General features: G+C 43.3%; 20 protein-coding genes, 1 tRNA gene and 1 pseudogene. 18 read left to right on the top strand and 4 right to left on the bottom strand.

What is annotated here, in order from left to right; genetic code table 11:
• Positions 1 to 45: 45 nt before the first annotated feature.
• The 4 genes from HXT33_RS03975 (at position 46) to HXT33_RS03960 (ending at position 4,881) form a co-directional block, all read left to right on the top strand.
• Positions 46 to 417: a hypothetical protein gene (locus HXT33_RS03975; protein ID WP_419389065.1), complete on the top strand. Its 372-nt coding sequence runs from the start codon at positions 46 to 48 to the stop codon at positions 415 to 417.
• Positions 418 to 609: 192 nt separating this feature from the next.
• The gene (locus HXT33_RS03970; protein ID WP_421786606.1) at positions 610 to 1,947 is read left to right on the top strand and encodes an HRDC domain-containing protein; all 1,338 of its coding nucleotides are present in this window, start codon (positions 610 to 612) and stop codon (positions 1,945 to 1,947) included.
• Between the two features lie 51 nt (positions 1,948 to 1,998).
• Positions 1,999 to 3,348, top strand: a complete 1,350-nt coding sequence (gene tig, locus HXT33_RS03965) for a trigger factor (RefSeq protein WP_419389063.1) — start codon at positions 1,999 to 2,001, stop codon at positions 3,346 to 3,348.
• Positions 3,349 to 3,459: 111 nt separating this feature from the next.
• A complete protein-coding gene (locus HXT33_RS03960; protein WP_415700305.1) occupies positions 3,460 to 4,881 on the top strand; it encodes a chloride channel protein in 1,422 nt (473 codons plus the stop codon).
• A 54-nt stretch (positions 4,882 to 4,935) separates the two neighbouring features.
• On the opposite strand, the gene HXT33_RS03955 is transcribed toward HXT33_RS03960, so the two are convergent.
• On the bottom strand, positions 4,936 to 5,826 hold the full coding sequence (locus tag HXT33_RS03955) for a hypothetical protein (RefSeq protein WP_415700307.1): 891 nt from the start codon (positions 5,824 to 5,826) through the stop codon (positions 4,936 to 4,938).
• Between the two features lie 206 nt (positions 5,827 to 6,032).
• Between HXT33_RS03955 and HXT33_RS03950 the strand changes: the two genes are divergently transcribed.
• The 11 genes and pseudogenes from HXT33_RS03950 (at position 6,033) to era (ending at position 15,688) form a co-directional block, all read left to right on the top strand.
• Complete coding sequence (locus tag HXT33_RS03950; RefSeq protein ID WP_119521228.1) at positions 6,033 to 6,644, top strand: ATP-dependent Clp protease proteolytic subunit; 612 nt, start codon at positions 6,033 to 6,035, stop codon at positions 6,642 to 6,644.
• 3 nt (positions 6,645 to 6,647) lie between these two features.
• Positions 6,648 to 7,322 (top strand): ATP-dependent Clp protease proteolytic subunit, encoded by a 675-nt coding sequence (locus HXT33_RS03945; RefSeq protein ID WP_004135168.1) that lies wholly within the window; start codon positions 6,648 to 6,650, stop codon positions 7,320 to 7,322.
• A gap of 119 nt (positions 7,323 to 7,441) precedes the next feature.
• Positions 7,442 to 7,515 (top strand) — tRNA-Arg (locus HXT33_RS03940).
• Positions 7,516 to 7,647: 132 nt separating this feature from the next.
• Positions 7,648 to 8,886: pseudogene (locus HXT33_RS03935) on the top strand (Na+/H+ antiporter NhaA); the annotation flags it as partial.
• A gap of 99 nt (positions 8,887 to 8,985) precedes the next feature.
• Positions 8,986 to 9,792 (top strand): TIGR00730 family Rossman fold protein, encoded by an 807-nt coding sequence (locus HXT33_RS03930; protein WP_415700310.1) that lies wholly within the window; start codon positions 8,986 to 8,988, stop codon positions 9,790 to 9,792.
• Between the two features lie 73 nt (positions 9,793 to 9,865).
• Entirely contained in the window at positions 9,866 to 10,909 is a 1,044-nt protein-coding gene (locus tag HXT33_RS03925) for a succinate dehydrogenase/fumarate reductase iron-sulfur subunit (RefSeq protein ID WP_421786602.1), read from the top strand.
• Positions 10,910 to 10,961: 52 nt separating this feature from the next.
• On the top strand, positions 10,962 to 11,759 hold the full coding sequence (locus HXT33_RS03920; protein WP_421786601.1) for a 16S rRNA (uracil(1498)-N(3))-methyltransferase: 798 nt from the start codon (positions 10,962 to 10,964) through the stop codon (positions 11,757 to 11,759).
• Between the two features lie 113 nt (positions 11,760 to 11,872).
• A complete protein-coding gene (locus HXT33_RS03915) occupies positions 11,873 to 12,250 on the top strand; it encodes a histidine triad nucleotide-binding protein (protein WP_004135154.1) in 378 nt (125 codons plus the stop codon).
• A 136-nt stretch (positions 12,251 to 12,386) separates the two neighbouring features.
• Positions 12,387 to 12,941, top strand: coding sequence for an rRNA maturation RNase YbeY (ybeY, locus tag HXT33_RS03910; RefSeq protein ID WP_004135153.1), 555 nt, complete (start codon positions 12,387 to 12,389; stop codon positions 12,939 to 12,941).
• A gap of 67 nt (positions 12,942 to 13,008) precedes the next feature.
• On the top strand, positions 13,009 to 14,568 hold the full coding sequence (locus HXT33_RS03905; protein WP_421786598.1) for a hemolysin family protein: 1,560 nt from the start codon (positions 13,009 to 13,011) through the stop codon (positions 14,566 to 14,568).
• A 124-nt stretch (positions 14,569 to 14,692) separates the two neighbouring features.
• A complete protein-coding gene (gene era, locus HXT33_RS03900; protein ID WP_421787596.1) occupies positions 14,693 to 15,688 on the top strand; it encodes a GTPase Era in 996 nt (331 codons plus the stop codon).
• Positions 15,689 to 15,837: 149 nt separating this feature from the next.
• Here era and HXT33_RS03895 read toward each other — a convergent pair whose 3' ends face one another.
• Both HXT33_RS03895 and HXT33_RS03890 read right to left on the bottom strand, forming a co-directional pair.
• The gene (locus tag HXT33_RS03895) at positions 15,838 to 19,821 is read right to left on the bottom strand and encodes a hypothetical protein (protein ID WP_421786596.1); all 3,984 of its coding nucleotides are present in this window, start codon (positions 19,819 to 19,821) and stop codon (positions 15,838 to 15,840) included.
• 324 nt (positions 19,822 to 20,145) lie between these two features.
• Positions 20,146 to 22,197 carry an AMP-dependent synthetase/ligase gene (locus HXT33_RS03890; protein ID WP_421786594.1) on the bottom strand — a complete coding sequence of 684 codons (2,052 nt, stop codon included), beginning with the start codon at positions 22,195 to 22,197 and terminating at the stop codon, positions 20,146 to 20,148.
• A gap of 328 nt (positions 22,198 to 22,525) precedes the next feature.
• Here HXT33_RS03890 and HXT33_RS03885 point away from each other — a divergent pair, with 328 nt between their 5' ends.
• From HXT33_RS03885 to HXT33_RS03875, 3 genes are all read left to right on the top strand, one after another.
• A complete protein-coding gene (locus tag HXT33_RS03885; RefSeq protein WP_415704168.1) occupies positions 22,526 to 23,146 on the top strand; it encodes a 50S ribosomal protein L25/general stress protein Ctc in 621 nt (206 codons plus the stop codon).
• A 282-nt stretch (positions 23,147 to 23,428) separates the two neighbouring features.
• Positions 23,429 to 24,598, top strand: coding sequence for a branched-chain amino acid aminotransferase (locus tag HXT33_RS03880; RefSeq protein WP_308583176.1), 1,170 nt, complete (start codon positions 23,429 to 23,431; stop codon positions 24,596 to 24,598).
• Between the two features lie 198 nt (positions 24,599 to 24,796).
• Positions 24,797 to 25,516 (top strand): trimeric intracellular cation channel family protein, encoded by a 720-nt coding sequence (locus tag HXT33_RS03875; protein WP_116794070.1) that lies wholly within the window; start codon positions 24,797 to 24,799, stop codon positions 25,514 to 25,516.
• 135 nt (positions 25,517 to 25,651) lie between these two features.
• Here HXT33_RS03875 and rpsT read toward each other — a convergent pair whose 3' ends face one another.
• On the bottom strand, positions 25,652 to 25,912 hold the full coding sequence (gene rpsT, locus HXT33_RS03870) for a 30S ribosomal protein S20 (RefSeq protein ID WP_004127335.1): 261 nt from the start codon (positions 25,910 to 25,912) through the stop codon (positions 25,652 to 25,654).
• Positions 25,913 to 26,025 lie beyond the last annotated feature (113 nt).

Raw genomic sequence — 26,025 nt, 5'->3', positions numbered from 1 at the left:
TTGTATAATATATGCAAATAACCTTTTTTAGAGAAAGGATACGCAATGAAGCGCAGAATAGGTTGTTGGATTGCATTAGCTTTTACATTAGCGTTAGCTATTTTTGTGCGGTGTAACGATCAGTTTGGCTTTGGCACAGCAATTATTATTTTAATTGTTTTGCCTATAATCTTGCTGCCGACCAATATCGTTGCAGCTTTCGATGAGAAACTTCTTATTGAAGTGCCAATAATATCTATTGCTATAACCATTGCTACAGAACTTGCCACTTTCCCAATAAGAGATTTAGGTTTACATACCCTCTACGTTATCCCAACGATTTTGGTTTCGGTGGTTGCGTTTACTCTTACTAGATTCCTTAAAACTAAACTTGTTAAGCGCATAACTGACGAAATAGCAAACAATAAAACAGATTGATTATTTGATTGGTTATTTATTTGATTTTTTATTTTTGAATAGTCGTAGTTGTGTGCGAAAGTTGAAGCCGTGTTAAAAGATGCATAATCTATAACACGGCTTAAATATTTTTTACGGATATTTTGCAAAAAGTACAGAATATTTTGCAAAAAGTGTAAGAATTTGTGTAAAGCGTACAATCGGGAGGCGTACTTGAACGAGGAACCAAAGCTCTTAAAAGAGCCTAGAGACGGTGTTCCAGAAGTCATTGATACGCTTGAAGCATATAAAGAATATTGCAGTTTATTGGCAGCGGGCTCTGGCCCTTTGGCTGCGGACGCTGAGCGAGCTTCCGGTTTTCGCTACAATCATGAAGATTGGTTGATTCAATTTAAACGCAAGGGTGCAGGAATTGGTTTGCTTGATCCTGTGGCTCTTAAAAATCTCGGTGTTGATTGGCATGAGTTTAACGAGGCAATATGGGATTCGCCTTGGATTATTCACGACTCTATGCAAGATTTGCCAGGATTTTTCGACATTGGTTTGCGTCCGCGTGACTTATTTGATACGGAAATCGCGGCTAAATTACTTGGCAGAAAGCGTTTTGGTTTAAGTTCTGTAACCGAATATTATTTGGGTTTGACTCTTGCAAAAGAACATTCTGCAGCGGACTGGTCTTACCGCCCTCTTCCTAGAGATTGGCGAAATTACGCGGCTTTAGACGTTGAGTTGTTAATCGAACTAGAAGAAGTGATGCGCGGCGAACTTAAAAAGCAAGGAAAATTGGATTGGGCTAAAGAAGAATTTAAGCACTTGCTTATAAAGGGTGCGCAAAAGAAAGCGCCTCATCCTCGTCCGTGGCTTAAAATTTCGCATATAAATGTTCTTATGCACGATCGTGTTGGCTTAATAATTGCAAAAGACTTGTGGCAAGAGCGTGATGCTTTAGCTCAAAAATACGATATTGCGCCTAATCTTTTGCTTTCTGACTCGGCAATTATTGAAGCCGGAAAGCGTAAGCCGCGTAATGCTCGCGATTTTCGTTCTATTCGTTCACTAAACGAGCGTGTGCGCATTCACACAGGCAGCGAACAAGACAAAATGTTTGAACGTTACGCGCCAATTCAGCGCAAAATTAAGCCATCTCTTTGGAAGAATATTATTGAAAAAGCGCTTAATCGTGCAAAATCTGGCGAAACAGCCATGGATGATTTTTCGGAAATTGCGCATAATGATTCTGACGATTTTAAAGATTCTAAAAGTTTGCAGCAGTCTCAAGACGCGCAATCTGCTCCTCGCTCAATGCGCTATTGGAAAGAGCATCATCCCGCTAGATATGAGCGTTTGCAACGAATTAGAGCAGTTCTTACAAGTATTTCGCAAGACACGCATACTCCAGTAGAAGTCATTATTAAACCGCAAATTATTCGTAACTTATGTTGGTGCGAAAATATTACGGATGTTGACGTTTATTCCTTCTTTTTGGAACAAGGCGCTAGGCCATGGCAAGTTGCACTTATTGCTGAGTCCGTAACTCGCGCTATCATGTAACGGTTGTGCCATACGGCAGAAGGTAGAAAACGTAATTTCAGGAGCGCAAGCGTGAAAATCAGCGTCAGGAATCTTGAGCCAACTAAGGTTAAGCTCACTATCACCGCAGATCTCGAAGACTTCAAGCCATTCTTGGATGAGGCTCGTAAGGAGATTGCAAAGCAAATTAACGTGCCAGGTTTCCGTAAGGGTCATGTGCCAGGCAAGATTGTAGATCAGCGTGTCGGTTTTGCAGCCGTTGCTGGTGAAGCCGTTAATTCCGCTGTACCAGAGCTTTATTCCAATGCTTTGGAAGAAAAGAAGATTCACCCAATGGATCAGCCAGAGTTTGACGTTCAGGAAGTTCCAACGTCTACTGAAGCTGATGCAACTCTTAAGTTTGTTGCGACCGTTGAGCGTCGTCCAGAGTTCAAGCTGAACAAGTTCAAGGGCGTTGAGATTGAAGTTGAGAAGCCAAAGGTTTCCGACAAGGATGTTAAGGCTCGTTTGGAAGCTCTTCGTCAGCGTTTCGCAACTTTGGTTGGCGTTGATCGTCCAGCTACTAAGGGTGATTACACCAATATTGATTTGGAAGCTCGCATTAACGATGAAGTTGTTGACGCTCAGGAAGGCGTTAGCTACGAAATCGGTTCCGGCGTTTTGCTTGACGGCTTGGATGAGGCTTTGGATAGCCTTTCTGCCGGTGAAGAAACCACTTTTGAAGGCAAGCTTGAGTCCGGCAAGCATAAGGGCGAAAAGGCTCAGATTAAGGTTAAGGTTAATTCCGTAAAGACTCAGGAATTGCCAAAGCTTGATGATGACTTCGCTCAGGAAGCTTCCGAGTTTGACACTTTGAAGGAATTGAAGGCAGAAATTCGCAAGTCTTGCGAACAGGCTGCTGAAGGTCGTCAGGCCACCAACGCTCGTGACGCATTCCTCGTTAAGCTTCAGGAAGAAGTTGAAATTCCTGTGCCAAAGGGTGTTTTGGACAAGGCTGTTGCTGAGCATTTGAAGGGCATGACCCCAGATCCTGAAAAGGCTACTAAGAAGCAGAAGGATGAGGCTCAGAAGGCTGCAGAAAAGGAAATTCGCGACCAGATGGTTCTCGATGCTTTGGCTGAGCAGATGGATGTATCCGTTTCTCAGGCAGATGTCACTAACTTCTTGATTTCTGTTGCTCAGCAGTACGGCATGGATCCAAACCAGTTCATCAATGCAATCGTGAACAACGGTCAGCTTGGTTCCGCTATTCAGGAAGTTGCTCGTTCTAAGGGCTTACTTGCTGGTATGCGTGCTGTAAAGTTTGTTTCTGAAGGCGAGGCTCTTGATTTGAGCGCATTCTTGTCTGAGGAAGATGAAGAAAGCGAAAGCGTAGAAGCCGCAACTAAGGCTGCTGCTGTTGCTGACGAGCTTTCTAAGTAGAAGTAGAGTAGAATTAACTAAATTCTAAGTTACTTTGTAAAGGCTTTAACTAAGACCTGGCGGAATTATTTTTCTGCCGGGTCTTAACTTTATTAAGAATTGCGAGAAGTTATGGATAGTAGTTCTGAAACTAAGTCTGAATCTTGCTCAAGATTTGGCAGTTTACTTAATCTCGCAATTCGAGTAGCGCGATTTGCAGCAGCTTCTGTTGTTCTAGGCATTCTTGCCGGCTTAGGTGCAACAGTTCTTACGCTTATTCTTTACGCAGTACAATACCTTGCTTTTGGCTCAATTGAATCTGCTGAAAACACTGTATTTTCAGCGCTTCCTTGGTATCGCTACGTGCTATCTACAACCATTTCAATGACTATTGCCGGCATAGCTTGGTATTTTTTGCGCAAAAGAGAGAATCCTCCTCGAATCGTCACTATTCCGCAAGCTGTTTTCGGAAGCATTATGCCAATTTTTTCTACTATTGCACATGTTTTGCTGCAAATCGGAATTGTTGGTTCTGGAATTTCAATAGGCAGGGAAGTAGCTCCGCGAGAATTGGCTGCAATGATTGCTCAGCGTTACAGCCGCATTTTTCATGTGTCTTACAAAACTCAGCGCGTACTTATTGCTTCTGCTGCTGGAGCTGGATTGGCGGCAGTGTATCACGCGCCTTTAGCTGGCACTGTGCTTGCATTAGGTTTGCTTAGTAAAACTCAAGGTCTTGGTTTTTACGCGTGGTTAAATCGCGAAAATGGTCCTGTAGCGGTTAATGTAGTTAAAAATATTGCGCAATCGGAGCGCATGTATTGCTTGCCTTTTGCTCTTGTTATGAATTATGTTGCCACGTTTGTTGCAGGATTTTTACTGCATCATTCCAAATACTACAATATTTCGCAATTTTCTTGCACGATTTCTTGGCAAATTTTTGTTTTAGCTGTTGCTGTTGGCGTAGTGTGTGGCTTATTTGGTTGTGTTTTTCGCTTGGGTATTATTTGGTGTCGCACTCATGCTTTGCGCGGCGTAAAAATGCTGTGTTTTATGCCAATAGCCGGCTTACTTATTGGTGTTATAGCTTGCCGTTTTCCGCATATTATGGGCAATGGTAGGTCGCTTGCTCAACTTGCTTTTTCTGTATCAAGCTTTCCGCATGTGGCAGCTAGTGCGAATATTACGATTGTTTTGCTGATTCTTGCAATGATTAAAATGCTTGCTACTTTGCTTGTTTTGCGCTACGGTGCTTCCGGCGGCGTGCTGCAGCCTAGTATTTCATCGGGTGCTTGCATTGGGCTTGTTGTGTGCGCTGTAAGTATGAAACTTCCTATTGGAAGCGTTCTTATAAACCAGCCCAATGTATTGATATTGTCTGCTATTTTTGGCGCAGCAAGTCTATTGGCTGCAAGCCGAAAATCATTATGGTTTGCGCTTTTACTTGTGGCGCAACTAGTGAATGTTCCGCTTATTATGATCGTTCCGATGATTGTTTCCTGCGCTGCTGCACGAAGTGTAACGCTGCTGCCAAGAATTTTTAGACGCAAATAAAATATGCGCCTTTGCTAATTCAATTAGTAGCAAAAGCGCATATTGTAATATTGTTTAGTTATCGATGAAGTCATCTTTATAAATAACACTGCCGTCGTCATTTAAAATAGTGTAATACAAGTGTATTGGAGAGCTGACCTTATTTTTAGCTTCTTCAAGTACTGGGAACAGATTTGAAAGGAAGAGTCTGTCGGAAAAAGTAGCAGTGGCCTTTGGAATTGCATCGTCAGGTACGCGATCTGTGAATTTAACAGTTATATTGAGGTTATCTCCCTTAGCGTCAAACGTTGCGGATACGTCATTATCGCCTCTTTCTTCAAAGTCTGATGGATGGCAATTTGCGTATTCTTCAATATTGACGCTTTTTTCTGCAGAACAATTGTAATGTTTGCCAAAAGTGCCCGTAATTAAGCTGCCGAAAACTATTACTGCTAGTACAACAGCAACAATGACAGCAATTCTTTTCTTATGCTCATCTGCTAGTGTCGTATTTACGAAGCTTATTGCTCGCTGCTGGAAATCTTTATACGTTTTTAATAATTTATCGTTATTTATATAACTATTTGCATACCCGTTTTGGTACCCGTTTTGGTATCCGTTTTGGTAGTCGTTTTGATACCAATCATTTTGATAGCCGTTATTTTGGTATTCGTTATTTTGATAGTCGTTGTTTTGGTAAGTGTTTTCTTGATTCCAATTATTTTGGTAATCGTTGTTCACGTATGAATTGTTCTGATACCCATTTTGGTAGCCGTCATTTTGGTAGCCGTCGTTTTGATAAGTGTTGTTCTGATATTCGTTGTTTTGATAGCTGCCCGTTTGATTAGCATTATTTGGGTAAGTGTCTGTTGGATTCCAATTATTTTGGTAATCGTTGCTCTGATTGTTATTATTTGCTTCTGCATTCGGAGGGTAATTGTTGCTTGGCAAGTTGTTAGAATCCATGACTTCTCCTCTTTGAGCGAATTTGCATTAATAAAAAATATACTAAACATTTTATATCAATCTGTATAATAGTTGAATAATTATCTGAATTGATTCGTAAAAATTCAGTCTAGAATATTTCGCTGATTCGCTGCATACTATGTTTTCTATACGGTCACGCGCACACGATAATCTAGGAATACTTAAGTTTATGGTAAGGAGATAAGGTGACTGAGCTTTTTACAGCTTCTCCTGTTATGGAACAGGCGGAAGCGTCTTCGCAAACCGATTCTATTTTTAATCGGTTGCTAAAAGATCGCATTATTTGGTTGGGATCTGAAGTAAAAGACGAGAATGCTAATATTATCTGCGCTCAGATGCTGATGCTTGCGGCGCAAGATCCTAAGAAGGATATTTGGTTGTATATTAATTCGCCTGGTGGTTCTATTACTGCGGGTATGGCAATTTACGACACTATGCAGCTAATCGAACCAGATGTTGCAACTATTGCAGTCGGCATGGCAGCTTCAATGGGTCAGTTCCTGCTTAGTTCTGGAACGCCTGGTAAGCGTTATATTACGTCTCATGCGCGCGTGCTTATGCATCAGCCTTCTGGCGGCGTTGGTGGTACTGCTACGGATGTGCGTATTAATGCTGAGCTGATTATGGATATGAAGAAAACACTTTCTGAATTAACAGCTAAGCAGACTGGTCATACCGTAGAAGAAATCTACCGAGATAACGAATATGATCACTGGTTCACTGCTAAACAGGCGTTGGAGTATGGTTTTGTAGATAAAATCGTAACAACTCCTGCTTCAATGCGAGGTGAGGAGTAACTTATGGCAAGTGAAGAAGCAAAGTTTGTTGCGCGTGCTGAGCGTTTGGCTGGTTTTGGCGGCGTTTCTTCAGCACAGCGAATTACTAACCGCTACGTTTTGCCACAGTTTGGTGAGCAAACCCCGTACGGCTTAAAAACGCATGATCCGTACACGAAGCTTTTTGAAGATCGCATTATTTTTATGGGCGTTCAGGTTGACGACACTTCTGCTGACGATATTATGGCTCAGCTTCTGGTGTTGGAAAGCATGAATAGCGAACGCGACATTATGATGTATATCAATTCTCCTGGCGGCTCTATGACTGCAATGACTGCTATTTACGACACAATGCAGTATATTGGCCCGGATGTTCAAACCGTATGCTTGGGTCAGGCTGCATCTGCTGCTGCAATTTTGCTTGCTGCTGGAGCTCATGGCAAGCGCATGATTTTGCCGAATGCGCGCGTGCTTATTCATCAGCCTGCAATGGGTCAAGATTTTGGTAAGGCTACTGAAATTGAGATTCAGGCTAAGGAAATGCTTCGATTGCGAGAATGGTTAGAAAATACTCTTGCTAAGCATACCGGTCAAGATGTTGAGCGTATTCGCAAAGATATTGAGGTGGATACAATCTTAACTGCTCCAGAAGCTAAATCTTACGGTCTTGTAGATAAAGTTCTTGAGCATCGCGAGTAGTTTTTGTAGAAGATAAGCAAACCCCGGTCGACACGCCGGGGTTTGTGTTTTGTTTGTGATGGTTGTATATTAGTCAAGTTGCCGAAAACGAGAGCGTTGTTCTTGTGGACGGAAAACATGCGCCAGTAGCCCAACGGATTAGAGCATCTGACTACGGATCAGAAGGTTGCAGGTTCGAATCCTGTCTGGCGCACGAACAAAACGCGAAGCATTTGCCTCGCGTTTTTTTTTTATCTCAGCTACTTGGTTTATCCCTTTCCGCTATACTAAAAAGTGCTGCAAAATTAATGTGTTTTGCACGACTTTGGGAGGAAATATTTACAACATGATACGACGCAGCTGGATAATAGTACGCAATATAGCAAATAATGAGCGAATTTCTGGCTTAATTATGCTTGGTTTTGCTCTTACTGGCTTATTGCTTGCAAACATTCCTTTAACCGCGCCAGTATTTGAAGCTGTTTCGCATACTCATATTGGTATTCCGTTTACTAATATTCACATGTCGATTAGCCATTGGGTTCAAGACGGCGTGCTTACTATTTTCTTCCTTTCTGTTGGCTTAGATTTAAAGCACGAGCTTATTGCTGGTTCTCTTTCTGATCCTCGTGCTGCCGCAATGCCAATGATTTGCGCAGTTGGTGGCATGGTTGCTCCGCCTTTGCTTTTTGTGGCAACAGTAACCGTATTTTCGGAGCTTCACGCCGGTCAGGAGATTATGCGTCTTACATCCGGCGCTTTACCTTCGTTAGACATGGTTCGTGCCGGTTGGGCTATTCCAACTGCAACCGATATTGCTTTTTCTCTTGCAGTATTAGCCTTATTTGCTAAAACTTTGCCTCATGCTTTGCGCGCATTTTTGATGACTCTCGCAACTGTTGACGATTTGCTTGGAATTGCGCTTATTGCAGTGTTCTTCTCTTCGCTAAACGCGTGGTACTGGTTTGTTGGCGTTGTTGTGTGTGGTCTTATTTGGACTACTTTAGTGCGTCTTAAACATGTTCCGTGGCCTCTTGTAGCGCTAGTTGGTGTTGTGGCATGGGTAATGATGTATGAAGCTGGAGTGCACCCAACTTTAGCTGGCGTAATGGTAGGATTGCTCACTCCTGCGCATCTAGTTCACGGAGAAAAAACTTTGCGAGCTGAGCGTTATCGCGAAAAAATTCAGCCTGTATCTGCTTTAGTAGCGTTACCTATTTTTGCGCTTTTTGCAACCGGCGTGCATTTTGAAACGCTAACTTGGGAGCTGTTCTTGTCTCCAATTCTTATTGCTATTACTATTGCTCTGGTTGTTGGAAAACCTTTGGGAATTATGGTAACTGCTTGGATTTCAAAGCGCTTACTTGGCTTAAAAGTTCCGGACTCTTTGCGTGTAGTTGATTTGCTTCCGACTGCTTGTGCGTGCGGTATTGGTTTCACAGTTTCGCTACTTATTGCTTCTCTTGCATATTCGGACGCAGATTTGTCTGCAGAGGCACGTTTTGGTGTTCTTGTTGCTTCTATTGTTGCGGCTGGTGTTTCGGGATTCTTGCTTTCTATGCAATCAAAGCATATGGAAGAAGAATTGGACGATATTGAAGATTAACTTTTAGTATTAGCTTTAGTATTAGCTTTTGTGATTATTTTTTAGGATTATTTTTTAGGATTATTTTTGGGAGTAGTTATGAATAATAGTCAGGAAGATTATTCTTCAGAAGTTCCACCTTGGTCTAATACGTATCATCGCGGTTCTGTGCTTATGCGCGGATCTATGATTCCTAAAGAAAGCACAACCGAAACACTTCTTCGTAAAGATAGAAGTCAGCAGATTGCAGCAGGCGTTGGTGCAGACCGAGATAACAAGTGGGATTGGCGAAGTGCGGACCCTTGGCGCGCGCTTCGAATTCAGGCCGAATTTGTTGACGGTTTTGACGCTCTTGCCGGATTAGGGCCTGCTGTTAGCGTTTTTGGCTCTGCGCGCATAAAAGAGGGCGAGCCGGAATATGTGGCTGCGCTAACTATGGGCAAGGAGCTTGTAAAACGCGGTTTTGCTGTTATTACAGGCGGCGGCCCTGGCATTATGGAGGCTGCTAATCGCGGTGCTGCAGAAGCTGGTGGCACTTCGGTTGGTTTGGGTATTGAGCTTCCGCACGAGCAGGGTTTGAATAAGTGGATTAATCTCGGAATGCAGTTTAGATACTTCTTCGTTAGAAAAACAATGTTTATGAAGTATTCTTCCGGAATTATTGTGTGTCCTGGCGGATTTGGCACAATGGACGAGATGTTTGAAGCTCTAACTCTTGTGCAAACGCATAAGGTTGCGCGCGTGCCGGTTGTGCTGTTTGGAACTGAGTATTGGAAGGGCTTGATTAACTGGCTGCAGTCAACTGTTACTTCTCGTGGATTAATTTCGTCTCTTGACCCGCATTTGTTTGCTGTTACGGACGATCCGCTAGAAGCCGTGCGCATTGCATCTGGATCATCTAAGTAAATACATTACTAAACTGCTTCCAATTCTGTGCAAGTATTGTGGCAAACTAGAACAGTACGTACTGGAGGTTGCAATGAGTAATGAGCTTGGTGATAACACTGCGCTTGTTACTTTGCGTATATCCCGTTTTGTGCCGTGCGAAGAAACGCAAAATCCGCAAGACGCTACTAAACTCGTGCGAAAACGTCACGAAAGTCCTTTTGCTCGAAAAAAGCGTAGCAATCCTTTTGCAAAAGTAGATTCTGCAGAAAATGATAATGCTGATGAATCTTTATCAACAACAATAAAACGAATTCAAGGCAAGCATTGGGTTCAAGATTACGTTTTGCGCGCTCATTCAACGGATACTATTCTTGACTGTCTGTTAACTATTAAGCGTACAATCGATCCAACTTTGGCTTTTCGCTACTCTTGCGGCCACGGAGTTTGTGGGTCGGATGCTGTAAACGTAAACGGCATGCCGACTTTACTTTGCAGTGCAACAATAGGCGCGAATGCTCGTCCAGAAATAACCAATAACGTGCAATCTCGCGGATTTAGAAAAACTGGAGCTGCAAGTAGTGGCGAAAGTTCAGCAAAATCGCCAATTCTACAAAAAGAATCTAAAGAGACTGCAGCTCAAAATAATGGAAGTTTTGGCATTATTGAGCTTGCGCCGTTAGCAGGATTTGCAGTTCAGCGCGATCTTATTTGTGACCTTTCGCCTATGATTTCGCAAATAAAACGTTTAGAGCCATATTTGCAAGCATCAGACGTTTCTGTGCGAAATGCCGAAGGGAAACTTAAGCTTATTGAGTTTTTGCAGCATCCTGAAGAGCTACAAAAATTTGAGCTTTTAAGTAACTGCATTATGTGCGGTGCGTGCGAAGGAATATGCCCAATCTACGCCGGCGGCGAGGCTTTTATTGGGCCTGCTGCTTTGATTAACGCGGCTCGTTTTATTTACGATTCTAGGGACAATGTAACAGAGCGTCGACTAGATTTGATTGACGGAAGTGATGGAATTAGTGCGTGCCAGTCGGTTAGAGCGTGCTCAAGGCAGTGTCCGCGCGGAATTGACATTGGAGAAGAGATTTGGCAGCTTACCGCACTCGTGAACGAGCGCAAAAACTTGTAGCTTGATTATTGTTTTTGAAGTTTGTCTTGCTCCTCACGTTAGGCTTTAGATTATGACTGACGCTTTATTTTTGCTAGATACTGACCACGATAATGCTCCTGTGCTTGCAGATGGGATTGAGGAAGGATGGACTCTTACGCTTCCTTCCAGCGTAAAACGCCACGCAATATCCGCTATGCGCTTGTTAGAGGGTGACTCTTTGCAACTTTCTGACGGCAAAGGCTTGCGAATTCACGCAACTGTTACGGATGCGGAAAATGGTTTAGTTCGCGTCGATGCGTTCACTCGAGAAGCGCGTCGCACTACGCGTCTTGCGCTTGTGCAGGCTTTAGCAAAAACTGGCCACGATGAGCAAGCAATCGACATGGCTACGCAAATTGGCGTAGATGAAGTTATTCCTTGGTGCGCTGACCGCTCAATCGCAAAGTGGAAGCCTGGTCGCACTGATAAGCGTTGGAATCAGGTGTTGCAATCTGCTACCGAACAGTCTCGAAGAGCTTTTATGCCGGAGCTTCAAGAATGCGTGTCTAGTAAGCAAATTGTTGCAATATGTAGGCGTGCGTGCGTTTACGGAAACCTAGTAGTGGTATTGCATCAGGATGCAACCGACTGCTGGAGTCAAATCGAGCAAGCTGTAAACACTCTTACTGAGCGCTGCCTGGATGATGGCAAGGAGCGCACTGTTTACGTGCTTGTTGGTCCAGAAGGCGGAATTAGTGACGACGAGGTTTCGATGTTTGTTGACGCTGGAGCTAAAAGCTGCGTTTTGGGTAGCAATATTTTGCGCGCATCTACTGCAGGCCCTGTGGCACTTTCGCTTTTTTCGCGCGCTTTAGGCCGCTACGAATAGTGAAAAAATCATAAATAAAATGCGCAAGTTTGTGTAAAATAGTATGTGGTATGCCGATTGCTTTTGGCTTTTGGCATGAATTTTATTTCGTAATAAAAAATAGGGGAGAAACCATGAGCGATGCAACTATGAACGGTGCTGCGAGCCATACTGATCCAGACTGCATTTTTTGCAAGATTATTGCAGGCGAAATTCCAAGCACGCGCGTTTATGAAGATGATTCGGTAGTCGCTTTTAAGGATATTAATCCGCAGGCAAAAGTGCATGTGCTGATTGTGCCGCGCAATCACTATAAGAATGTTGCTGAGCTTGCTAGTAAAGCTCCCGAAACTTTAGCTCATATTGCTGGTGTTGCGCAAAATATTGCTAACGACGCGTTTAATGGAGACTACAGGCTTGTTTTTAACACTGGTCTTGCAGCTGGTCAAACAGTATTCCATGTTCATGCACATGTGCTTACTGGCGAAAAGCTTGTGGAAGGCAGCTTGTAAAGCTTACAAAATAGCGCAATCTTACAAAGTCGCGTGCTTTTACAAAGTAGCTTGCTTCTACGAAATTGCGCGCTAGTGCAAAATCTAAACTAGTAACACCTGAAAAAATAAACTTCGAGAGGAATAACAAATAATCATGAGCATTGAAGTCATGAACGAAACCGTGTGGCGAATCGACGCTAAAATCTTCTCCGATCTTGGCATGTGGGTGTTGCAGCAGATGAAAGTCAGCACGCAGTCAGATTTATCAATTACTTTCGTTGATCCTGAGCCAATTGCCTGCCTTCACGAGCGCTGGATGAACCTTGAAGGTCCAACAGATGTTATGAGTTTTCCAATGGACGAGCTTACTCCTGGAAGCGATGAAAAAGTTTCCGAAGGCATGCTTGGAGACTTGGTGATTTGCCCTTGGGTGGCTCAGCAGCAGGCGCTCGCGGCGGGGCATAGCACAATGGAAGAGATGATGCTTTTAACCATTCACGGCATACTGCATTTGCTTGGTTACGATCACACAAATCCGGAAGAAGAAAAGCAAATGTTTGGTTTGCAGCGTCAGCTTTTGCTTACTTTCTTCGCTGCACGTTCTGGGGAATTGTATGACGCGACTCTTCCGGAAGGAGCTGTGAACGAGCTTGAACGTTACGATGCTGAGCATGATTCAAAAGGCAGCAAAAATAACAAAAGCAAGTAAGCATAAATAAGCAGAAGTAAGCACAAACAAGCATAAACAAGCAGTCGTAAAATGTAAGAGCATAATTATGGAAGATATTAAAGCATTTTTTACAAATATATCGTTACCGGAACTTCCGTTGCACGTGTGGCTAGGATTAGCCGTTTTGCTTTTGCTTGCAATTCTTCTTGTGTGGCTGTCTCTTGCAATGGCAGCTGCAGAAGGGGCAGTGCCTAGGGTTACGCGAGCTAGCTTAAACAATCTTATGATTGAAGCGCAAACTCACGATGATGACACAAGCGCAATAGTGCGTATGCGTAGAATTGCAAGAATTCATCGTGTAAAAAAGCTTATTTCAGACCGTTATGCAACTTCTAGCGCATGCGCTTTTGTGCGCGTTCTGTGCAATGTGTTTGACGGCGTTATTATTGCTGCGGTTTCAGCGTTTTTCGGCGCTCCAATGTGGCTTACTTTGGTTGTTGGCGTTGTGGTTTCGGTGATTGTTGCTGTTATTTCTATGCTTGTTCGCCCGCGTTCTGTGGGAGCTGCTCAGCCTGTGGCAAAGTTGATGAGACTTTCTCGCATTGTTTCTATTGCTATGGCGATTAATCCTCTGGTGCATATTGCTAGCGATGTGGACGTAACTTCTAGAAAAAAGAATGTTGATCTTTCAGACGATGAGGCTTTGGAAGATATTCAGCTCGACCAAGCGAAGGCGAGTATTGATCGCCTTGTTGAAGCGAATGATTTTGACCCTGAAGTTTCTGAAATGATGCGCAATGTGCTTACGCTTTCAGACACTTTGACTCGCGAAATCATGGTTCCTCGAACCGATATGATTTGCGTAAAAAGCGACGAAACGCTGGAAAATTTCCTGAAATTATGCTCAAGATCCGGATTTTCTAGAGTTCCTGTTATTGGAGATTCGGTTGACGATTTAGTTGGCGTTGCTTATTTGAAGGATGCAGTAAGAGCTACCGTGTTTAATCCTGCAGCTTCTTCTAGAGCTGTTGACACTATTAGCCGAGACCCTATGCTTGTGCCGGAGTCCAAGCCGGTTGACGATTTATTCCACGAAATGCAGCGAATCCGTCAACATGTTGCTGTAGTTGTTGACGAATATGGCGGTATTGCAGGCTTGGTTACTATTGAGGATGCTATTGAGCAGATTGTGGGCGAGCTGGAAGATGAGCATGATCGCACGCAGCATGCGGATCCGGAAGAAGTAAGCGATGGCGTGTGGAAGATGCCTGCTAGAACGCCGATTGCGGATTTGGAGGATATTTTTGAAGTTCATATTGACGAAGATGATGTGGACACCGTGTTTGGTTTGCTTACAAAGCTGCTTGGTAACGTGCCGATTGTGGGTTCTAGTGCGGTTACAAGAGGCTTAAAATTAACTGCTGTGGATTCTGCTGGTAGACGAAAGAAAGTCTCAACTATTTTGGTTGAGCGCGATGTTAAAGGCTTAGAAGAGCCTAAAGACGAGCAGTCTGAAAATAGCAGCGCGGCAAAACTTTCGGAAAAAATATCTGAAAAGATTTCGGAAAAACTTTCGGAAAAAATTTCCACACAAACGCTGGAAAGTAAGCAAACTAACACGCTTAAGCAAGCAAGTAATATGAAGCAAACGAATATGCTGAAATAAAGAACTGGACGGTAAGAATAACGTGAATAATATTAACAACTTTGACGATACTGATGACTTCGATGATATCGATGATTTCGACGACACTGATGATTTCGACGACACTTATGACTTTGACGACGAGATGTTTGCAAATCTCGACTCCTCAACCAGAGCCACGATTCCGACTCCGGATTTTCATGGCTACCGTTCCGGATTCGTAGCTGTAGTTGGTAGGCCGAACGTTGGCAAATCTACGCTTATGAACGCCCTTATTGGTACGCAAATTGCTATTGCGTCGTCTCGTCCGGAAACTACGCGTAAAGCTATTCGAGGGATTGTTACTACTGATAATGCGCAAATGGTTTTGGTTGATACTCCAGGCATTCACCGTCCGCGTACGCTTCTTGGTCAGCGTTTGAACGATATTGTTGACGAGTCGCTTTCAGATGTTGACGCGATTGCATTTTTGCTTCCAGCGGACCAGGAGATAGGACCTGGAGATAGGCGAATACTAAGCCGTCTTCGCTCCGATTTTGCTAAAAAAGATGAGCAAGGCAACTGGACTTGGAAGGTTCCGCTTATTGGTATTGTTACGAAAATTGATACGCTTAGCCGTAGTGAATTAGTTGAGCATTTGCTTCAAATTCAACAGTTTGCTGATTTTACGGATATTGTGCCGGTTAGTGCGTTGGAGCGAGACAATGTTGACGAGGTTAAGAATGTTTTGATTCAAAACTTGCCGGAAGGTCCGCAAATGTATCCGGCGGATCAGCTTAGCGAGGAAAGCCCCGAAAGCATGATTTCGGAGCTTATTCGCGGTGCGTTTTTGGAAGAATTGGACGACGAGTTGCCTCATTCTTTAGCTGTTGTAGTTGACGATATTGTGTATCCGGGCGGTGGCGAGGATACTCAATACGAAGACAACAAAGCGCATGTGCTTGTGTCTGTTTATGTTGAGCGAGATTCGCAAAAGCCGATTATTATTGGTCATCGTGCGGAGCATTTAGTGCGCGTAAAGAAGCGTTTGCGCACGTCTGTAAATCGCATTACTGGCACGAAAGCTGTGCTTGAATTGCATGTGAAGGTTGCAAAAGGATGGCAGAGTGACCCTAAGAAGCTTGAGCGTTTGGGGTTCTAGCAAGCAGATTTTGATTAGCGTTTTTTGACGCGCGCGTTTTTCTTAGCGCATTTGCTTGGTGTGTTTTAATTAGCTTGTTCAGTACAGCGCTTATAAAAAACCGCAGCCGATATAATTTCGACTGCGGTTTTTGTTTTATTTAGTTTCAACTACATGCGACGGTGACGTGCGAAAGTCACACCTCCGCCGATTGCAACAATTCCAGCAATCACAACTGCCACAACTGCGCCAATTGTAAGCGTGTTGTTGGAGCTGTTTTGTGCCTTTGCAGCATTGCCGTTTGCTTGAGCATTCTTGGACTCGTTGCTTGGAGTATTGTTTGGCGTGCTGTTTTGATCGCTGCTATTGCTATTAGAATCCTGAGTTTCTTGCTTTGCGGAGTCTTCCTTTGCAGATTCCTTCGATTCAGCATTCTTAGAATCTTTAGCGTTCTTGCTTTGTGCTACGCCAGAGTTAGAAGTTGCTGCCGCATTTGCAGAAGCAGTGTGGTTAGCGTGCTTCGTGTTCTTTGCATTCGCACGTTCTTCCTTAGTAGACTTTCCAGCTTCACTCTTAGAAACAGCCTTTGTAGCGTGATTTTCTGCGGTAGTTGAAGCAAACTCGTTAGACTGTTGTTCAACATCAACAGCAGGAACACTAACATGTGGTGTTTGTGGAATGAATGGAACATTACTGTTTCCAGTGTTACCACCGTTTTCAGTGTTGCCAGTGTTGCCAGTATTACCAGTATTACCAGTATTGCCGTGACCGCTTTCTCCATCATGACTTGGCACAACAACCGGTGGCTTTGGTGCAGGTGGTACAACAGGTGGTGTAACAACAGACTCTGGTGCAACTTTTTGCAGTTGATCATTGAGTGCTGTTGCAGACTTGGTGAGATTGGTAGCAGTAGTTTGGAGCGTACTAACTTTTCCTGTCAGAATTTGTACGAAGCTTTCAAACTCCCCAGTAGCTGACATGAAGATTGAGTTAAGCTGTGCTTTAGCGCTTGTATCTGTAATAGTTGCAGCTAAAGCTACTTGTTTTGCTGCAAGATTCTTCTGTATATTTTCAATCTTGATTTTAGCTTCTGCAACAATCTTTTGAGCCTCAGAAACCTTAGTTTGAGCATTTGCTACAGCAGTTTGAGCAAGCTTAATCTTCTTAACAACATTTTCTTTTGCAGCTTCAACAGCATCATTTGCAGTTTTAACCGCTTTAACAGCATTTTGAGCTTTTGTTTGTAACGCTTTAAGCTGGCCTGTTACTGTGTTCTGAGTATCTTTAGCACCATCAAGAGCAGCCCGAGCAGCTTGAACTTTGCCATTAGCTTCAGTAACTTTCTGATTCTCAGTTGCAATCTGCGCTTCAAGAGTCTGAATCGTCTGCTTCAGATTAGTTACCTTCTCATTAGCTGCTTTAAGCTCTTGATCAACCTTAGCTTTGGCTTCGTTGGCTTCTTTAACAGCCTGAGTTGCTGTATCAAACCTTACTTGAGCTTCGTTAACAGCCTTGGTAAGTTCGTCATCAACTTTTTCTTGCTGTGCCTTGGCAGCAGTTCGAGCTGCTTTAGCAGTCTGCTTTGCAGTTTCAGCTTCTGACTTCAAAGTCTTGGCTGTTTCTTTCAAGCCGTTAAGCTCGGTTGTAAGCTGATTAATCTGTTGCTGGCGTGCTTCTTTGCCTAACTGTGCATCATTCTCAGCCTTCTGCTTAGCAGCTTCATATGCTGAATTGGCAGTAGTCCAAGCAGTCTTCAGTTCAGTAGCCTTCTTAGCAGCCTCTTCCTTAGCTTTATTCGCTGCGGTAGCCTTTGCCCTAGCCTCTTCGAAGTTCTTCTTTGCTGTAATGACCTTCTTAATAAGCTCAGTTACTGTGTTAGCGCCTGTTTGAGAATTATTACTTTCAGAGGTAATGACTTTATAAACAGAATCAAATAATTTGATATCAGCTACGTTTTCTTTTGCAGCAAGATCTGCCAAATTTCTAGAATTAGCAGGCTCTAGCTTCTTTTTGCCATTGTCTGTGACTTTATTTATATAAGAATTCAGCAAATCCTTGTAAGTATCAACAGATATTGTTTTTTCGGAATTGCCATGCCATACAGCAATGTCATAAATCAATGTTCCATTTTTGTTATATGTTTTTCGTGTACCGTTAGATGTTTCAGTAACAGTGAAGCTTGTATCCTTTATAGCTGTATCAGCTTCTGCAAATCCTGCTGCAGTATTATTAGTACTAACAAAATTTAGATAGTGTCCAACAGCGTGTTGGAACTTGTCTTGTATACTTTTATCAGAATCATCATTAAATAAGGTTGGTGAAAGCCCAGCTGATGCATAATCTAAGAAATCATATCTATGTTCCTGTAAGAAAGTTTTTCCTTCAGCTGTTAGTGTTTTTCCACCGAATGAATTGGATGAAAGTGTACCATCGTAGATATCTTTTTCTTTGTAATACCATCCATCCATTGCGTTAGATTTAGTGGAAGAATGAGCGATATTAGAAGTACTGTTTATATCAATGCTCATAGTTCCTTTTTTGTTAATAGCACGATTGGAATCGTTGCCGTCAAATTCTCCCCACGCAAGATTTTCTGAAGAATCATCGTACGCGTGAGATTTAAGCTGCTCTGGAGAATTAGGGTTCACATTATGTTCCATGTCGAAATTAGCAGCATGATCTTGTATCGATGCAGAGTAGAAGGAGTGTATGATGCTTTCAGCAATAAGGCTTAAGCGTACGCCAACTGTTGGTAAACCAGCTCTTTCTTCGTTACGAACTTTATTAAGTGCATCATAATAAGTTGCAGCTTCCTTCAAATTTTGCAAAGAATCTGCTCCGCCAACACGTCGAAGTTTTTTAACGTAATCAGCCCAGATTGGAGCTTTCATGTCTTTTGCAGGGTTGCCGTAAGTGTCTTCACCTATTTTGATTTCTGTATAGGTTGACTTAAAAGTTTCACCCCTAAGAATTTTTTGAGCGCGTTCAGCATCTGCAATTAAATCTTCATTTCTTGAGCCATCGGTTTTTGCTTTTTCTGTGGAAATAATATATTCCAAGAATCCTTCGAAGCCTTTTTCTACTTCTGGATCAAGTTTCTCTTTATTATATTCTTCATTGTATTTTTTGGTTGCATCATCTGCAGCTTGGTCAAATGAAGCTATATTATTCTTATAATTTTCGTTTTGCTTAAGCGCAGTTTCTACATTGTTGAGTTCTTCTGCTTTAGGAGCGATTGCGTCAGTAGCTTTTTGAGCTTCTTGAGCTTTTTGGGTTTCTGTATTATTTGCTTCCTCATAAGCCTGCTTAGCTTCATTTGCTTTCTTTTCTAGCTCTTTTACATCGGCACTTGTTGTTCCGGAACCAGCAGCTTTCAGATTATCTATTTGTTTTTGAATATTTTCCTGCTGTTGTGTATTTTCTTTTACTTTTTGCTCTGCTTCTTTTTGTGCTTGTTCTTTTTGATCAGCCTCGCTAGAAAGTTGATTTGCTTTTCCCTGAGCGTCCTTCTTATTTTGCTTAGCTTGTTCAAGCTGGGTATTAGCGTCATCTAGTTTGCCTTGTTCAGTTTCTACGTTTTTTCCGGCTTGAGTCTGTTCTGTTGTTTTAGTTTGAACTTCTTTTTCTGCAGTTCCAAGCTCTGTAGTTTTTGTATCTTTTTCTTCTTGAGTCGCTTTCAGCTTATTTTCAGCAGCTTTCTGATTTTCTGTTTCTTTATCAAACGCAGCTTGCGTATCTTTAACCTCTTTGTCAGCGTTTTCTGCCGCAGTCTTCTTTTTATCTAATTCCTTATCAGCTTCTTTTTGCTGTTCTTCAGCTGTATTAGCTTCTTTTTGCTTGTCTTCTAATTCAGTCTTAGCTTTGTCTACATCCTTGTTAGCATTAGTGGCTTCTGTATTAGCATCAGTAGCTTCGCCTTCAGCCTTATTAACTTCAGTGTTAATGGCTTCTTTCTGCGTTTTAGCATCTTCAATAGCTTGATTAGCTTCTTTTTGAGCTTTATCTGTAGCACTTTCTCCAGGCTGCACTGTAGAAGTATTAGAATTTGGCGGAGTAGTAGTGTCAGTAGTTGCAGCATTGGCCACATTTGCCATGCCGAATAATGCAAGGGAACTTGCGCCTAATGAGATTGCTACTGCGAGTTTGGCGTTCATATTAACCTCTCCTCTTAATTGTTAATGGAAATCAGAAGATTTTCATATCTCTTGCCAAGCTTTTTAGAAAAGCAACATTGTTGTGAATGTAGCTTTTCTTTTAACTTGTGCTAAGAAAATATTGTATTCTTCAACGGGGGGGGGGTATCAAGTTTTTTCACGGTAATTTTATCAAATACCCATAGATTATTAAGAAAAATTTATGGATTCGCGCAAGTCGCACTAAACATACGCGAATCCATATATAAAACTTGCAAACGTCTGCTTCTTGCGAAAGCTTACGCTTGCTTCTCGCAAGAAGCCATATACAAAACTTGCCTACGCCTACTTCTTTCGCGAAGTGTACATCTGCGTATTAAGCAGCGTTGCGTAATGCTTAATAACACGCGGGCGAATAATCTTCATAGATGCTGTCATTAAGCCATTTTCTTGCGTAAACTCTTCTGGCAAAATAATGAACTTTCGCACGGATTCTGCGCGAGACACGCCCTCGTTAGCACTGTCAACGAACTTCTGTACTTCGGCGCGCACAACAGCATTATTTGCGGCTTCGCTCATGCTCATGGTTTCGTCTAATCCCTTAAGCTTAAGCCAGTTGCGCAAAATCTCCTCGTCTAAAGTAACAAGTGCGGAAATAAATGGACGCTTATCTCCAAGTACTAATGCTTGAGACACAATCTCGCATCTCTTAATCATCTCTTCAATAGGTCCAGGTGCAACGTTTTTACCGCCGGCTGTAATAATCAAATCCTTTTTGCGGCCGGTAATATAAAGCATGCCTTCGTCGTCAATTCTTCCCAAATCGCCTGTTGCATACCAGCCGTCTTTGGTGAACGAAGTTTCAGTTGCTTCGTCGTTCTTATGGTACTTATGGAACACGCATGTGCCCTTAATTTGCACTTCGCCATCTTCTGCAATTCGCAAAGTAAAGGCTGGGAATGCAATTCCAACAGAGCCTTCACGGAAAGGAACTCCGATTGGTGTAAACGCGCATGGGGCAGTGGTTTCAGTAAGACCGTAGCCTTCGTACACTGGAACTCCTGCGCCGCGGAAGAAGGAAAACAGCTCAGGGTCTAGTGGAGCGCCGCCGGCAACAATCCAGTGCGCGCGTCCGCCAAGAGCCTGGCGAAGTGGACGGTAAACAAGTGGATCGTAAGCAGTGCGGCGAGCTTTGGTAAGCGCTTTAGCATCACCAAACTCTTGAACTTCCTTCATATACTGCTGAGCAGTCACAACAGCACCCTGGAAAGCCAAGCCTTTAGCGCCGTGACCGGCCTTCTGCGAAGCCGCGTTATACACTTTTTCAAGAACTCGAGGAACAACAATCATAACCGTAGGTTTTGCAACCTGCAAATCAGAAATTAAAGTAGAAATTCCTTGAGCAATGTAAATTCGCAATGTACTTGCCACAACAATGTAGTTGATTGCGCGTGCAAAAGAGTGTGCTTGCGGAAGGAACAGAAGTACGGAACCGTCTTTTTCGCTTAACAAATCTGGCAGGTAGATTGGCAGGTTTAGTGCGGTTGTGCAGTAGTGCTCGTGTGTCATTTCAACGCCTTTAGGCGCTGCTGTGGAGCCGGAAGTGTAAACAATTGAGCACAAGTCTGTTTTCTTTACGGAATCAATGCGCTCGTCCAATTCTTCGTTGCTAACTGTAGAGCCAAAAGCTTTAAGCTCTTCCAACCCGCCGGTTTCTAAGCAAATAATACGTTCCAAGCTTGGGCATTCTTCAATAGCGCCGTCTGCCTTATCTCGCATTTCTGTAGTTCCAACAATAAGGAAACGCGAGTCGGAATTATTAACAATGTTGCGAATCTGCTCTTCAGAATCCGTGTCGTAAATAGTGGCGAGCACGCCGCCGCAAGCCATAACAGCAGCATCTGTAACATCCCACTCGTACGACGTTTTGCACATAAGAGCAACAGCATCTCCCTTGTGCAAGCCGTAGTGAATTAAGCCTTTTGCTGCATCCCTAACTTCTTTAAGGAACTGATTTGCTGTTTTAGTAACCCACGTATCGTTTTCTTTGTAAGTGTAAAGCGGGTCGTCTCCCATGCGTGCAGCACGGTCTGCGTACAAGTCGTAAATGCTTGTGCCTTCTTCCAGTGGTGCAGCGCTTTCCGTTTTTGTGGTAAGCAAACCTGTTTCTGGGTCAATAAACGTGGTCGTTGGCATTCCTGCGCCCCACTCTTCTACACGTGGAAGACGTTTATTTTGCGAAAGTAGAGTATTTGTAGAAGATTCTTGTTCTTCATTCTGGTAGCCTGGTTCGCCTGCGCGATCGTCGCTGACTGGGTGTGCGAAATTGCTGCCAATACGCAATGCTTTACGTGCAAGATTAAACGCTTGCTGTTGGAGTGCATTAAAGACGGACACATCTGCTCCTTAATCATGCCTTAGCGGCTCTTAAAAGCGCATAGTTTCAAAGTGCGCTTAGTGCTGTTATCTATAATAATCGTTTGTGTGCTCAAGTTGTGTAAGTGTTTGCATATTATTTTATTTTATTTATTAAATAATTGAGATTTAAAATTAGTCTTGCTCTGTGGTTACACTAGAAAAGTTGCTTTGGCGAGGGAATATGCTGACTGATTGTTGGCAAAGTTCCGTTATCGACTGGGCTGATAGCCACTTATGGTTTTCGGCGCGTCGGTGCGCCTGAAGCTGGATTAACAAACAAAACTATCCAGACCATAAGGAGACCGATATGGCTACAAAGATTACTCTTGAAGGCGAAGTTCGCAACGAGTTTGGCAAGGGCGTTGCTCGCCGCTTGCGTGTTGCAAATTTGATTCCAGCAAGCCTTTACGCTGGCGGTGCTGATCCAGTGCACGTCACTCTTCCAATGCGTGAGACCACTTTGGCTTTGCGTCACGCAAATGCTTTGTTCACTATTAAGTTTGGCAAGGAATCTCGTATTGCAGTTGTTAAGGATGTTCAGCGCAATCCTGTTAAGCGCATTGTTGAGCACATTGACTTCTACGAGGTTAAGGCTGGCGAAAAGATTGACGTTGAAGTTCCAGTCTTCGTTGAAGGTACTCCAAAGGGTGCTGCTGTTGCATTCGTTGACGTTCAGGAGCTCAAGGTTCGCGCAGACGTTGCCAACTTGCCAGAGCGTGTTGTTGTTAACGTTGACGGCTTGACCGACGGCACCAAGGTCTTTGCTAAGGACGTTAAGCTTCCTAAGGGCGTTGTGCTCGACATGGATGGCGAAGAGTCTGTTGTTAGCGTCACCGTTCCTGAAGATGCTGCTCCAGCCGAAGCTGCTGCTCCTGCTGCTGATGCTGCCGCCGCTCCAGCTGATGCTCCTGCTGCAGAAGAAAAGTAAGTTATAAAGTAAGCTATAAAGTAAGCTATCGTATTTAATTACGAATTAACTTATAACTTATAAATAGTTTAAAATTTTAAGCCGCATAAGAACTGACTTATGCGGCTTTTTTGTATAAAATCAATAAATTTGCTAAATAATTTTTACTTTCAACCATATTTTTTGAAATATTTCTTAAAATATTTTGGCGTGTAAGTTTTGCTAAACGCAAGAATCGTATTATCCTATACGTTAATTGCGTTAAAAGGCAATAAAAAATATTACAGATAGAAAAGAGACATAATGGCTGATTTAGAAATCGCTCCAGAGTTTTCGGACGCCTATGAATCCGATGATCATAGCAATCCTGCTCTGTTGAACAAATTAGCTGGCAACTTTGAAGTTCTGCCTAACGATAATCCTGTTTCGGACGCAAAGCGCAACGAACTTATTGATAAGCCTGCTTTCGGTCAGATTTTCTCCGACAATATGGTTCACATGTCTTGGACTAAAGGCGAAGGCTGGTCGGATCGTCGCGTTGAGCCTTACGGACCATTGAAAATGGATCCAGGCGCATCCGTTTTGCATTACGCTCAGGAATGCTTCGAAGGTTTGAAGGCGTACAAGCGTGCCGACGGTTCAATTTGGCTGTTCCGTCCAGATATTAACGCTGCTCGCTTCCAAAATTCTGCTAAGCGTTTGTACTTGCCAGATCTTTCTATTGACGACTTTATTGGTTCTGTTGCAGCTTTGGTAAAGCGCGATAAGCAGTGGGTTCCAAGCCGCCGCGAGTATACGCTTTACATGCGTCCGTTCATGTTTGCTTCCGAGCCATTCCTTGGTGTGCGTGAAGCTCACGAGGTTGAATATTGCGTTATTGCTTCTCCATCCGGCCCATACTTCAAGGGTGGTTTGAAGCCTGTTAGCATTTGGGTTGAAGATCAGTGGTTCCGCACTGGTCCTGGTGGTACCGGTTTTGCTAAGTGCGGCGGAAATTACGCTGCTTCCTTGCTTGGTGAATACAAGGGTATTGAGCATGGTTGCGAGCAGGTTTGCTTCGTGGATGCTGCAACTAAGACTTATTTGGAAGAGCTTGGCGGAATGAACATGTTTGCGCTCCACAAGGATGGTCATTTGGAAACACCATCTCTTACTGGCAGCATTCTTCCAGGCGTTACGCGTCGTTCTTTGATTCAGCTTGCTAAAGAGGCCGGTCATGAGGTTGTTGAAACTATGATTCCGCTTCAAGGCTTGCTTGACGACATTCGTTCTGGCGAGGTAACTGAAGTCTTTGCTTGCGGTACTGCTGCAATCATCACGCCAATTGGTCGCTTTAAGTCAGACGACTTCGATCTTAAGGTTTCTGACGGTGGTGTTGGTGAGTTGACTCAGGCTTTGCGCGACGAGTTACTTGGCATTCAGCTTGGCGATGTTGAAGACAAGCACAACTGGATGTGGAAAGTTTGCGACTAATTAGCTAATAATAAGCTGATAAATAGTTTGCAAACGCTTACGCAAGTTGCAAATAATTTAATATAAATAATTGCGTGTGGCGCGTCGTGCTCTATGTATGTAGATTCATATAAGGTACGGCGCGTCACTTATTTGCGTAATCTGTTTTTCGCAATCTGTTTTGCGTAATCGTAATAATTATTTTTGAAGGGATATTCTGTGGAAGGCGCATTAGGGGATAACATCTTCTTTCTAATTGTTGAATATGTTGCTGTGGGATGCTGCGGAATGGTTGGCGGACTGTGGGCTATTCGTAAAAAGTACGATGTTTTTGCCATTATTACCACTTCTTGGATTACTGCGTTGGGTGGCGGAATTGTGCGCGATGTTTTACTTGGAGCGCTACCGCCTGTTGGGATTGCGGATCATGGTTTTGTGATTGCTGGCCTACTTTCCGGCATAATTGTTGCGATTGCGCATCCAGAGATTGATAAGTGGCGTTGGTTTATGCTTACGATTGACGCGCTCGCATTGGGATTATTTGCTGTAAACGGAACTGCAAAAGGCTTAGATTTTCACATGTCTGGCACGACTTCAGTATTTTTAGGAATGGCGACCGCTTTGGGAGGCGGTCTTATTCGCGACATGATTTTGAATCAGGTTCCAGTTATTGTGCGAGATAAACATTGGTATGCTGTTCCGGCTGCAGCTGGTTGCGTTCTTACGGTTTTTGTATTTAAAGCAAAACACGCTGGTTTATTTGGCGTAACTGTTGAGATTATTTTGGATGTGCTTATTGTTGCGCTGGTAGTTGCAATGCGTTTGCTATCTGTAAAATTTGACTTGACTTTATTCGGAGCAATGAATCGCACTGAGCCGATTAAAGTGCGACGTCCGCGCATTCGCCGCTTAAACTTAAACAATCGCAAGCGCAGATAGTTTTAGATAGTCTTAAATATCTTAAGTGCGAATAATCTAAATGAGTTTTTAGTCGCGTATAAAAATAATCCCCAGCGCCTGTTGGTACTGGGGATTTTCCTTACATGCTGTGTTATGCAGTTACCTGCACAAACTTCACAGAGCGTTAATCGCTACAGCAAGACCGGACTTGCGGTTTGCAGCCTGATTCTTGTGAATCACGCCACGGCCTGCAGCCTTGTCAAGCTTCTGAGCGGCTACTGCGAAAGCGGCCTGTGCTGCAGCCTTATCACCAGCGGTGATGGCTTCACGAGTTGCACGAATAGCGGTCTTCAAAGCAGACTTTACTGCTACGTTACGCTTGTGTGCTTTCTCGTTGGTGAGCACGCGCTTCTTCTGCGACTTAATGTTTGCCACTGTTACTCCAAACGACGTTTGCTATATAAGGACATACAAAGCGTAAGCATATCATGATTATTGGATAACTTTACTAGTCGCTGGCGTTTGTTGTTGTTTCGACATAATCTGAC

The organism is Gardnerella sp. DNF00753, from assembly GCF_049244275.1.
GTDB lineage: Bacteria > Actinomycetota > Actinomycetes > Actinomycetales > Bifidobacteriaceae > Bifidobacterium > Bifidobacterium greenwoodii.
The sequence above is the reverse complement of the archived record's forward strand: the minus strand, read 5'-3'. Positions and strand labels throughout refer to the sequence as shown.

What these genes read in the sequence shown, in the direction of transcription:
- HXT33_RS03975 (WP_419389065.1), top strand. Translation starts at nt 46, where the DNA reads ATGAAGCGCAGAATAGGTTGTTGGATTGCATTAGCTTTTACATTAGCG.
- HXT33_RS03960 (WP_415700305.1), top strand. Translation starts at nt 3,460, where the DNA reads ATGGATAGTAGTTCTGAAACTAAGTCTGAATCTTGCTCAAGATTTGGC.
- HXT33_RS03955 (WP_415700307.1), bottom strand. Translation starts at nt 5,826, where the DNA reads ATGGATTCTAACAACTTGCCAAGCAACAATTACCCTCCGAATGCAGAA.
- HXT33_RS03945 (WP_004135168.1), top strand. Translation starts at nt 6,648, where the DNA reads ATGGCAAGTGAAGAAGCAAAGTTTGTTGCGCGTGCTGAGCGTTTGGCT.
- HXT33_RS03930 (WP_415700310.1), top strand. Translation starts at nt 8,986, where the DNA reads ATGAATAATAGTCAGGAAGATTATTCTTCAGAAGTTCCACCTTGGTCT.
- HXT33_RS03925 (WP_421786602.1), top strand. Translation starts at nt 9,866, where the DNA reads ATGAGTAATGAGCTTGGTGATAACACTGCGCTTGTTACTTTGCGTATA.
- HXT33_RS03920 (WP_421786601.1), top strand. Translation starts at nt 10,962, where the DNA reads ATGACTGACGCTTTATTTTTGCTAGATACTGACCACGATAATGCTCCT.
- HXT33_RS03915 (WP_004135154.1), top strand. Translation starts at nt 11,873, where the DNA reads ATGAGCGATGCAACTATGAACGGTGCTGCGAGCCATACTGATCCAGAC.
- ybeY (WP_004135153.1), top strand. Translation starts at nt 12,387, where the DNA reads ATGAGCATTGAAGTCATGAACGAAACCGTGTGGCGAATCGACGCTAAA.
- HXT33_RS03905 (WP_421786598.1), top strand. Translation starts at nt 13,009, where the DNA reads ATGGAAGATATTAAAGCATTTTTTACAAATATATCGTTACCGGAACTT.
- era (WP_421787596.1), top strand. Translation starts at nt 14,693, where the DNA reads ATGTTTGCAAATCTCGACTCCTCAACCAGAGCCACGATTCCGACTCCG.
- HXT33_RS03895 (WP_421786596.1), bottom strand. Translation starts at nt 19,821, where the DNA reads ATGAACGCCAAACTCGCAGTAGCAATCTCATTAGGCGCAAGTTCCCTT.
- HXT33_RS03885 (WP_415704168.1), top strand. Translation starts at nt 22,526, where the DNA reads ATGGCTACAAAGATTACTCTTGAAGGCGAAGTTCGCAACGAGTTTGGC.
- HXT33_RS03880 (WP_308583176.1), top strand. Translation starts at nt 23,429, where the DNA reads ATGGCTGATTTAGAAATCGCTCCAGAGTTTTCGGACGCCTATGAATCC.